The 10539-nt window shown below is 36.9% G+C and carries 6 protein-coding genes and 1 pseudogene; 1 reads left to right on the top strand and 6 read right to left on the bottom strand.

The genetic code is table 11. The features are described from left to right. Positions 1–1010 precede the first annotated feature (1010 nt). On the top strand, positions 1011–1772 hold the full coding sequence (locus HOO91_12970) for a hypothetical protein (GenBank protein NOU18461.1): 762 nt from the start codon (positions 1011–1013) through the stop codon (positions 1770–1772). A gap of 255 nt (positions 1773–2027) precedes the next feature. Here HOO91_12970 and HOO91_12965 read toward each other — a convergent pair whose 3' ends face one another. The 6 genes and pseudogenes from HOO91_12965 to HOO91_12940 form a co-directional block, all read right to left on the bottom strand. After that, complete coding sequence (locus HOO91_12965; protein NOU18460.1) at positions 2028–2522, bottom strand: hypothetical protein; 495 nt, start codon at positions 2520–2522, stop codon at positions 2028–2030. A 368-nt stretch (positions 2523–2890) separates the two neighbouring features. After that, positions 2891–3595 carry a hypothetical protein gene (locus HOO91_12960; protein NOU18459.1) on the bottom strand — a complete coding sequence of 235 codons (705 nt, stop codon included), beginning with the start codon at positions 3593–3595 and terminating at the stop codon, positions 2891–2893. A gap of 215 nt (positions 3596–3810) precedes the next feature. Beyond that, positions 3811–4893 carry a linear amide C-N hydrolase gene (locus HOO91_12955; GenBank protein NOU18458.1) on the bottom strand — a complete coding sequence of 361 codons (1083 nt, stop codon included), beginning with the start codon at positions 4891–4893 and terminating at the stop codon, positions 3811–3813. A 259-nt stretch (positions 4894–5152) separates the two neighbouring features. Next, positions 5153–6898, bottom strand: a complete 1746-nt coding sequence (locus HOO91_12950) for a hypothetical protein (protein NOU18457.1) — start codon at positions 6896–6898, stop codon at positions 5153–5155. A 214-nt stretch (positions 6899–7112) separates the two neighbouring features. Then, positions 7113–7464 (bottom strand): annotated as a pseudogene (locus HOO91_12945) (four helix bundle protein). 162 nt (positions 7465–7626) lie between these two features. Continuing rightward, positions 7627–10512 carry a hypothetical protein gene (locus HOO91_12940; GenBank protein NOU18456.1) on the bottom strand — a complete coding sequence of 962 codons (2886 nt, stop codon included), beginning with the start codon at positions 10510–10512 and terminating at the stop codon, positions 7627–7629. Positions 10513–10539 lie beyond the last annotated feature (27 nt).

Raw genomic sequence — 10539 nt, 5'->3', positions numbered from 1 at the left:
TTCGATTTCATGGCTCATGTGGTCAAGGAGACTCAGCAAGGATTATGAAGCGAATATAGAATCAAGCGAGGCGTGGGTACTCGTGGCTTCCATTGCTATGATGATTAAAAATATTTAAACAGGCTCTTACAGTAAAACTTCTCCATTACTGTTTGGAATTTCCTAATTTAAGGCATAAGAAACCTATGGAAAACAAAATAACCTCATTCTTAGAATTCTAAATCATTCCATTATAGTGAGATTCTTTTGTTCTTCATATTTAAAGTTACACATTATTTTAATATTGGCAATATTTTTAATTTTTTTTGTTCTTTCGATAAATATTTTAAAAAAAACCGTACTTCAATTTTATTCCTCGATTACTTATTTTTCAATGACATACTTTGTCTTAATTTGCTAATGATTCAAATATAACTTCTCATAACCCTTCCTTATTTACGAAGCGAATCCTTCTTGCCTTACTCAATAATAATTGTTGATCTAGTTCAATAAAATAGATGAATGCAATTAGGATTGCTAGTCATCACCCAACAACTTTAATTTAAAGTACGTTCGATTTAAATTGTCAATGTCTGCACCGAACTAGCTTCGCCTTTTATTTTCCGTAGGGTTACGAAAGTATGAAATGGATTCATTTTGCCCTTTCGAAGGCGTACGGAAGTATGAAATGAGTTCATTTTGCCCTTCCGAGAGGTTACGAAAGCATGAAATGGATTCATTTTGCCCTTCCGAGAGGTTACGAAAGCATGAAATGAATTCATTTTGCCCTTCCGAGAGGTTACAAAAGCATGAAATGGATTCATTTTGCCCTTTCGAAGGCGTACGGAAGCTTAAAAAAAATTAATTTGTGAAAAAAGGTTAAATGATATAATTAAAGGCAATATCACCCGTTATGTAATACAAAATGCTGCACGAATGCTCCCGAGGGGGGTAATCTCATACTTAAACCAAAGGAGGATTACTAGCAGTAAGTAACTGGAATATCAATTTAACCTCTAAAATTTTAAATTATGAGTTTATTTTTCAGTTTTTCGCGCCTAACGCTGGCCAAGCTGCTCTCATACGGGAAACAGCTACTTTTCATTGTTGAATCGGAAGAAATTGATGGGATAAACACCTGTACCCAGTACCTTAACGTTAAGGAGTCCGATAGGAATATACAGGCTAGCTACAAGGCTATTCGTAAGAGCAGGCTTACCGATGAGGTGAAGGCTGCTAACAAAAAGCGAGGCACGCTAATCCGGCAGCTAGTCCTTATGGTTAAGGGTTTTGAGCATTCGCTTGTGCCCACCGAGAAAAGCGCGGCATTACTTATTGGTGGGGCTATTAAGCAGTTTGGTAAGGATTTGCCCAATCAACCCCTTGCCGATGAATCTACTAATGTTAACGCGCTGCTAAACGAGGTGGCAAAGCGCGATTATACTGCCTCTATCGAGCTGCTGCGGCTTGCCCCAGTACTGGAAGGATTAAGGCTTGCCCAGCAGGAGTTCGAAAGCCTGTACTACCAGCGCAAGGTTAAGCAAACCATCACGGTTAAAACCCCATCGGCCAGCAAGCTAAGGGCTGAGTACGAGCAGAATATACGTAACATGGTTGCTTTTGCCGAGGCCAATGTAACCATTAGCAAGGATGCTAAATGGGACAATGTTTGCAGCATGATAAAAAATCTTAACGATACTTTTGATGCGCAGCTCCGCGCCCGGAAGGTTTCAGAAAACGAAGATACCAGCAAACCAGCTAATCGGGTTCCATCAATGGTTAGCGAGGGTTAGGCTGGGAGGGCGGTGTTTTGATGCTCCTAAATCATGAAACCAACCCTTTTTGCCTTATCAAACAATGATTATAGGCGAAGCCTAATAAAAATAGTTGGATGAAGGTACAATTCACAAACCTAAATCCAACTATACGTTTTTGTTTTTTTTGCTTAAAGCCTTGACTCAACGGAAAGAAAAATAACGATTTGATTTGTTTTTGAAAACCCAAACAAATTCCTTTTTCGTAAATGATTCGTATTTTTAAAACCCTTTCTATTTTTTATTTTGCTTTAAATCTTCATTTGTAATAACGCCATTTCTCATTGCTTCGCCCATAGATAGGGGAACGCTTTTGCCTTCAAACTCATCATCAGCAAGTCCTGTGGCTTTTCTAAATTGTATTTTTCCTTTAAATAATGAACAATCGTTATTAAAATCCATAAAAAAAGTTCCTTTGTTGTTCGGAGGCATTAAGTTTGAATCCTCCCAAGATCCAATGAAAGAATACCCACTCATTTTTCCTTTAACAGTAAAATTACCATTTGCGTTTCGACCCGTAACCTTACCTGTTCCTTTCTCCTCACGAAGGTATAGGTTTAAACTATTCATTGGGGCTCCAAATTGCGGGATATGCCATTTCCCAGAAACCATATTTTTACGACCGCTTCCATCTTGCGGATCACAACTGCTAAAAAATAAAACTAGCAATAATAAAAATACAGTAAATGCTTTACCAGTAATTGATTTTGAGAGTTTACTTTCTTTCATATTTTCTAAATTAATGATTTATTTCAAATATAATTTTTCTCAATAATAGTTTTTAAATAATTTGGAGTTTAAGATGAATTTATTTTTTATAGATTTATTATATAAACCCATATTCAACTTAGAATAAGCCGAATACTATGATTTTTGTTTTATTTACTTAGTTCTACTTTGACAGATTACGTTTATACTTGATTTTTGAATTCGTCGAACTCGTTTCACTTCGGTTCTACTTTTTTACCCCTTACCCTAAAGGGAGAAAGCAGAAAAATCAACCTACACCCTTTAGGGATAGGAGCAAATTAGGTTGATTTTTCGTGTGTTTTTCTAATCTGTCAAAGTAGAATTAGAATTGCCGGGGAAAGAGGTAGTTAATATATTCTACACATGGTATCATAAAAGTGAGTGTTCCCATTTATTAAGTCAATAGTTCCAACAATACATAAGTTAACTTCATTAACATATTCCGCATTAGCTTCTATGCTGATATGTCCCAAATCATTAATGAAAACCGAACGGGTACATAAAGTACTGACATTTGCATCTTTTATCATTTTGTCTAATGCAATTTCACTGTTGGTGAATTTCAATACTTCATCATTAGAAATGGCTGTCATGTTTGAAGAAAAAGCATGATTATCAATTGCAATTCGAATATTTTCTTTTGATAGATATTCGTCTCTCGGTATATTAATCGAAGGATAGAGACTATTTCCATTTTTAATTTTAATAATAAATTGATCGCAATTCCATGCAATAGCCCAACCTATTTTTACTTTATAGCAAATACTAAATGAAATACCATCCATCCAAGTAATTGTATCAGATTGGCAAAGAATGATATGGTCATTGAAGTAACTTTCACTTAAATTATTTTTTTCTAAAAAAAGTTCCTTCCAAATTGCTTGATATTCATTACATATACTGGTTGTGCATAGTGAGCCAATTGGGCAGTTTTCCGAATAGGCATAATCATAAAGATTTGTACATGTCACTTTTCGCTCTTGTTTTTCTTTATTACAAGAAATAAAAGTTGCTAAAAGAAGAATTTGAGTTAATACTATTCTAGATTTCATATCTTATTTTTTTATAATAGATGAAAAAATAAGATAAATGTTGCGTCATCATTTAACTGCCTATAAAAAATAGGGGTTTACACACTATTTTCAATAATAATAACAAAAATACTTACACCCAAAATTGGTATGAACTATATAGAATGCAGAAAGGAAAATAGATGGTTGTCATCTATTTTCCTTTCAAAAAGCAAAGTAATTCAACTTTCAAAATTCTATTGAGAACAAGTAATATTCTCTGGCCATCTGGCTATTTTTAGAATTATGTTTTCGGGTAATTTTATTCCTGTTTCACGATAGGCCTTTATTATCAGCTCTCTATTTGCTGTGGAGTCGTACTGGCTAAATTTATTGAAAATATTCCCATCAAATGTGGTGTTAACATCAATCATCATGGGTTTGGAAGTGCAGTCGAAATCAAAGCTGCTAAGGTTCACCGTTTTTATATTGCTTGATTGAAGCGAACGAAAATGGATTTCCTTATTTTTTAGATCATAAACTATCTGAAACTGTGATCTAACCTCGTCTTTTACATTATTTAAAATATCAAAAGAGTAATCTATTATTGATGTATTTATGTCCTCTTTGTATTTATTTAGCATGTCGGCACAAATAGCAAATCGTTCAAGTGAGTTTGCAGATATATGGTTCTGGTAATCAACAGGTGTTTCGCCTCCAAAACCGATGTGATTAGAAAGATAGGTCAATGAGTTATCATAAGTGCTATTTGTTAAGCATTTATATGGTAAATTCTCATCGTAGTGGAACGTCGCAACACCATTCAGGAATTCAACCGCCAGTGTTCTACCTGAAGCATCGCTAACAAGAAAATGGAGTTTTACGAATGTCTTGTTGGAAATTCTGATTGTTATATTACTTTCAATTACATCTTGTATTGAGGCTGAATTATCTAATTGATATTGAACCCAGCCTAGCTCATCTATAGCCGATCTTTCATCAGGATTAGGATAATAGGTATCTTTTAATGTCATTACATCAATAACTAATCCCATTTCGTTCATACCCCCAATTGGGTATTCTTTTCCATATTGGTTAAATGTTACGCTACCATATTTTGATGTCCAAGTAGTTAGCTTTTCATCGTATGGGAGAAATCTTGTTTTCTTAACGTTTCTGAGGTTTGTCATCATGTACCCATAGCCGATGTTCCAATCGTAACTTCGACCGAATACTATGCTTTTACTGTCTTTTAAGCAAAATGTAGAACAAGCATCTACCTGTTGAATTGATAAGAGAATAAATAGTATTATTCCCGATAAAATAAGTTTTTTAATCATAAAGTGTAATTTTTAATAATTTAATGTGAACTCGATATAAGAAATGTAATAATGTATTCATTTGCAGAGATATATAATTATTAAGTACGATGATGGAAGATTGGAATGATGGAATAATGGAGAACAGATTTTTGCTTCTTTCTTCCATTTTTCCATTATTCCAGCACTCCATTGTTTCAAATAAAACAATTTGGCTGACACACAGATTAATACATTGTTTATTACATCGAACTGACGTTATAATAGAAAATTCAAGCATTTATCTCAATATTTTCCTTACAAAAGCAACTGTAAAATATGACATCATAAAAACGCCACAAAATCCTTCGAAACCAGATACCAAGCGTGCAATTCCCGAAGGAGCAAAATCACCATATCCAATAGTAAAAAAAGTAATTACGCTGAAATAGAATCCTTTTACTACAAGCCCTAACTTTTCACCATCGGCAGTTCCGGGAATAATAGCACCTAACCCAGAAAGAGCTACACCTGTGTACAACAGGCTAAATATTGCATAAATCACAATCATGCTAAAAATTACCCTCGATGGAGCCGTTGCGTAAAGACCAACCCAATCGAAAATAACCAATTCAAAGTAATATTTGATGTAGGCTGTTATCCTTTTAAAGAAATTTCCCTTAAGTTCACTTTGAAGGATTGCTTTTTGATCACAACGTTTGAATTCAACGTAGGCTTTATCCTCATCGGTGTACTTGCCAAGGTTGCCAAAATTCTCCTTAAGAATCCGGAACTGTTCAGCTTTTTCAGCAACGGTAGTTTCTTCTTGATCGTAAATCAACCTGTCGATGTAATTGGTTTCCCAATCGCAGTAGAACTGGCCTAGTAAGCGAACCCCTGCAAGGTTTAACGTTTTTACCTTTGGCAAAGGGCCGTGTGTATAATAATCCGCAATATCACGAATAACGCTTCCGGTCATGTTAAGCGTTTCGCACTCCTCAACGTGAAGGTTAAGGGTTGAGTTAAACTGGCAAGCATCAAGTATTAGCGATTCAGCAACTAATCCAGCAAAGCTGATATCGGCAGGGAAGGCGACTTTTTCGAACACAAGTTCAGAGCCTTTCCCGTGATATAGTTCGAATGAAACGACTCCATTCCCAAATATTGATTTTCTAAACGACACCTTGCCATAATGCGCCTCGGCACCCTCAAAGTTTACCTCACCATCGCCAAATACGCATCGATTGAAAGATGTTTTACCCTTGCCGAATTCAACTGTTCTGAAATCTATACGACCAGTACCAAACTCGGCACGTTCGAACGAAATATTGCCTTTCCCAAATTTTGCATAATGGAAATCGACTTTCCCGTGACCAAAACGGGCTACTTTAAAGCTAACATCTCCGTCGTTAAAGCGAGTATTGACGAAGGATACATCGCCTTCGCCAAATTCGGTATTGGTAAAGTTGACATCCCCTGAACCAAAATCAACATCCTGAAAATCAACTGAACCCTTATCGAAAATAGTGTTCTTAAAGTTGATTTCGCCATCATTGAACCTGGCCATTACCATGTCGAACTTATCGACCTTAATAAAGCAGTTGGCGAAATTAATGCCGTTTGTATTGAAAGTAGATGAGTGAAAGGTCAATTCCTTCCCGATGAATATTGAGCCATCAACGGTAAACGTATCAGTATCAAATTCACCATAAGATAGATCAATATTGAAGGCTGTTTCAAAGACCGCATTACGAGCCGAAAAACCGTTTATTTTAACAACTGTATTTTTATCTAGAATTAGGAATCGTCTACAAGCTGTTAATGAGAATCCATGGAGGTAGCATTCATCAAGGTTTACCGTTTCTCCACGTCCAATTGATTCATATATTTCGGGGATAATGGGCGCAGCCAATGCGTATTCAATAATCACCTTTCCTCTTGCATCAAAGAGTTGAATTCTAGCTGTTCTAGGGGTTGTAAAGCCATCGTTTCGTAAGTATACTCGATCAATTAGCTCAACCTTAAAAGTATCGAAACTGTGTGCCATTCGATGTAGGTTTTTTCAAATATAGTACGAAGTGTTGGTTTTGCAAAGGTTTTTGGGGAAAATTCAATTAGTTGGAAGTCCGAAGATGGAAGTCAGAAGACGGAAGTGGGGAGTCCGAAGTCCGAAGTCTGGAGACGGAAGATGGGAGTCCGAAGTCGGGAGACAACATAACACCTCCGTGTTAAAAATCACATAAAACTCAGATCATTCTAATTCATTTTATTTTATTCCTGAAGGCAACCATCATGTTCATTAGATTGAATGCAAACTCGTACTGGTAGGTAAATTCTTCTTCGGTAATATACTCTCGCCTTCTGGTTTTATGCAAACATGTAACAACTTCGGCTAGTGAACGAATAGAATATCCAATAAATTTCTTGAATTCTGGGTTAGATTGACCAATTGAACCTTCTAAGATATTTAATGCTATTGAATCGACAGTTCTTCGGATGAGAGGAAAGGTTATACACCTCACTCTTAGGAAACTTATGAGATAAGATATTCACACTCTCACCCATTTCCATTGCTTTTTGCCAAATAACAAGTTTTTCAAATTTGAATTCCATAACAATCGCTTATTTAATTATAACCTATTTCTATCATTAATTAACCCTTTACCACTTTAAACTCCTTATCTCTGTCTTTAAACTTCCGACCTCCAACTTCGGTCTTCCCACTTCCAACTTCCGTCTTCGGACTTCGGACTTCGGACTTCCATCTTCGGTCTTCTAACTCCTCCCACAAATCCCCCCATACGGACATTTCTTACAAACATCAAGGTCGGTAATTTGGCTAAACGGTTTGGTAGTATCGAAAATATCAGCAACTAGATTTTTCAGTTTATCTACAAAGAAGGGTTCAAACTGGTTAAACGATTTTACTTCGATTTTAGACTTAACAGATTCCTTGTAAATTACACCCGGCACATAATTGGGCGATACATTCCTAATAAACCAAAGATCGGGCTTAATATCGGCATAACCCTCCTGCTGCTTTAGCGCGTAGCAGTATGTGAATATCTGAAACACCTCCTTGGTTTTATCGCTTTTCTTTGCATCAAAAAAATCATCTACGGAAGTAAATTCACCTTTTCCGTCGGATTTACCAGTTTTGTAATCAACAACCTTTACGGTATTTCCATCCGTATCAAGCCTATCAACAATACCGCCAATTCTGAGTTGATAATCTTTTCCATTACTCTTAAACTGAAGATTTGCCCTTACCTCCTCCTCCATCTTAAGAATTTTGAATGGGGTTCGCTTGATATCCGTTTTTAGCATCTTAACAATTGAGTACTTAATCTGCTCAAGGATAAGAAGATTTCGACCTGTAAGTAGCGTTTTAATATCCTCCTTATCGGTTTTGAGGTACTCCTTGGCAAATGCTTTCTCAATAAGCAGGTCAAGCCCTTGGGGGTTATTAACTATCAATTCTAAATCGGCTTTTTCAATTGTATCCTTGCCAATACTCTTATAGATTAAATCCATTGCCGCATGGAGTATCTTTCCAAATCCAGGGAGATCAACCTCTTCGGCTACTTCATCGGCTTCTCGGATATCGGCAATGTAACGGTAGTAGAACCGAAGCGGGCAGCTGAGATATGATGTAAAAGCGCTAGGCGAAAAGTATTTTTTGCCCTCGTCATCGCTTAAATATCTATCCAATTTTTTAATGACTGATTCGGTTTTCTCAATAAGAATTTCGTTTTGTGTGGTGATGCCTAGATCGAACTTAACATCAACCCTTTCAATCGTCTTTCCGCTCTCCATAAGGAGCTGAAGGGCAAATCGGCTTAACTCGCCCGACATCAATCCCTCTGCACGATTACGATACACAAGGTAAACCTGCCTTGAGCGTTGAAGAAGCCTGTAGAAGTAGTAACCATAAATGGCATTCTGATGGGTATAATCGGGCAAACCGTAAGCAAATCTAAGCGATGGGGTTATAAACGACGGTCGATGGTGATTACCGGGTAGCACATCATCGTTTACCGAAAGCATAATTACATTCTCAAAATCCAATGTTCGGGTTTCGAGAAAGCCCATTATTTGGATACCCGAAAGTGGTTCGCCGCTAAAGGAGACTCTGGTCTGAGCAAATGCTTTTCGGAATAGCTGACGGAAAATCTTTAAGCTAATATCTATGCTATTCTGGTTAATGACATCGACCAAACGGTTAAGATTTGTAAAAAGCGAGAAAAGGTATTCGAGTTCGATTCGGGCATTAAAATTCTCTGCATCAATACTTTTTTTGATATGCCCAGCCACCAGCCTGCATACCTCAACCATGTATGCAGCCATTTGATTCCCCGATGTTTGTCCAACAAACAAAGCCTCTGCTACTGGAAAACTCATTAAATCTTTGACATCCACGAAAATGATATTCTCTGCCTTTATCCTATTGATAATTGAATTACATCTTTCTGAATCAATTATTTGCAGATATGGGTGGTTTAAAACCGAAAGAACATCACGATGGTAGAAACGCACTCTTCCATCATCATCTGTCCTTGAATTGATATGTAATTTGATAAGAAACTCCGCTAGGTTATACGCTGCTGTCTCCTTTAAAGGGTAACCCATTGTGATATTCAGCTCGCCAATGTCCTCGGGTAAAGCAGATAGAACAGGGAGTAGAAGATGTTCCTCGGGAAGTACAATTGCTGTGTTGATACCAAGCACAGACGTTTCACCCTTCAAATTGCTAATTATTTGGGGTAATAGCTTTGCCTGTGTAACGCCCGATGGGGTTGCAATAAGGTAAATCTTTGAATTCTTGTTGAAATTATTGAAATGCTCAGGGTCCAACTTATTCCTGAACTCATTCAGGTTATCACGTAAAAAGAGAGCGGCTTCGTGAACATCGGATTGGATGTATGATACATCGTAATCCCAGTAAAATAGGGCGTTATTGGTCTTTTTTAGATGCTTAAAAAGTGCCCTTTCGCACTCGTTAAGGGCATTGAATCCAATAAAAGCGTAGGTTCCCTCTAAGGGAGCATTAGTACTATCATCTAATTTAGCCGCTGCGAGGCTGTATGCTAAACCATCATAGCAAATCCCTTCTGATATTATTGCCGAGCGAAATTCTCTGTAAATTGAGCCTAAAACCTTCCATATCGATAGGTATCTATCGCGGATAATGGAGTTATTGGAATCGGTCATCACCCCTAAGTAACTTTTCAATACCTCAATCTGCTCGGGTGTGAAGCCCCCAAAACGCTCATCAATCTCCTTAATATCAAGGATATTTGTGAATAATTTAGAGGCATCAACACGATATTTATCTACCTGATCGAAATCAACAAGCATAACCTCTCCCCAGAAATAGAAATTATCGAATGTCTCCTCGGTATGTAATTGCTTTTGGTAGATGTTGTATAGTTTGACAATTAACGATAACGGATCGGTTTGCCTTAATCCCGATATCTTATACATTAATTCAGATATGGTAATTGTAGAGGGTTGCCAGATTGGGACTTTCAAGTTCTCCGAAAGGTATTTATTGAAAAAAAGCGATGCTCTTTTACTCGGGAAAACAAGGTTTAATTTGGAGATATCATTCCCAAATTCGTTGTATAAATCGTCGGCAACAAGTTTTAGAAAAGGAGGCATGGGAGTTGTTTGTTATTGAAAAATAAG

It is taken from the genome of Bacteroidales bacterium, assembly GCA_013141385.1.
Lineage (GTDB): Bacteria > Bacteroidota > Bacteroidia > Bacteroidales > Tenuifilaceae > UBA8529.
The sequence above is the reverse complement of the archived record's forward strand: the minus strand, read 5'-3'. Positions and strand labels throughout refer to the sequence as shown.

Bases quoted from the DNA above. Each gene is read 5' to 3' on its own strand.
- HOO91_12970 (NOU18461.1), top strand. From the start codon at position 1,011: ATGAGTTTATTTTTCAGTTTTTCGCGCCTAACGCTGGCCAAGCTGCTC.
- HOO91_12965 (NOU18460.1), bottom strand. From the start codon at position 2,522: ATGAAAGAAAGTAAACTCTCAAAATCAATTACTGGTAAAGCATTTACT.
- HOO91_12960 (NOU18459.1), bottom strand. From the start codon at position 3,595: ATGAAATCTAGAATAGTATTAACTCAAATTCTTCTTTTAGCAACTTTT.
- HOO91_12955 (NOU18458.1), bottom strand. From the start codon at position 4,893: ATGATTAAAAAACTTATTTTATCGGGAATAATACTATTTATTCTCTTA.
- HOO91_12950 (NOU18457.1), bottom strand. From the start codon at position 6,898: ATGGCACACAGTTTCGATACTTTTAAGGTTGAGCTAATTGATCGAGTA.
- HOO91_12940 (NOU18456.1), bottom strand. From the start codon at position 10,512: ATGCCTCCTTTTCTAAAACTTGTTGCCGACGATTTATACAACGAATTT.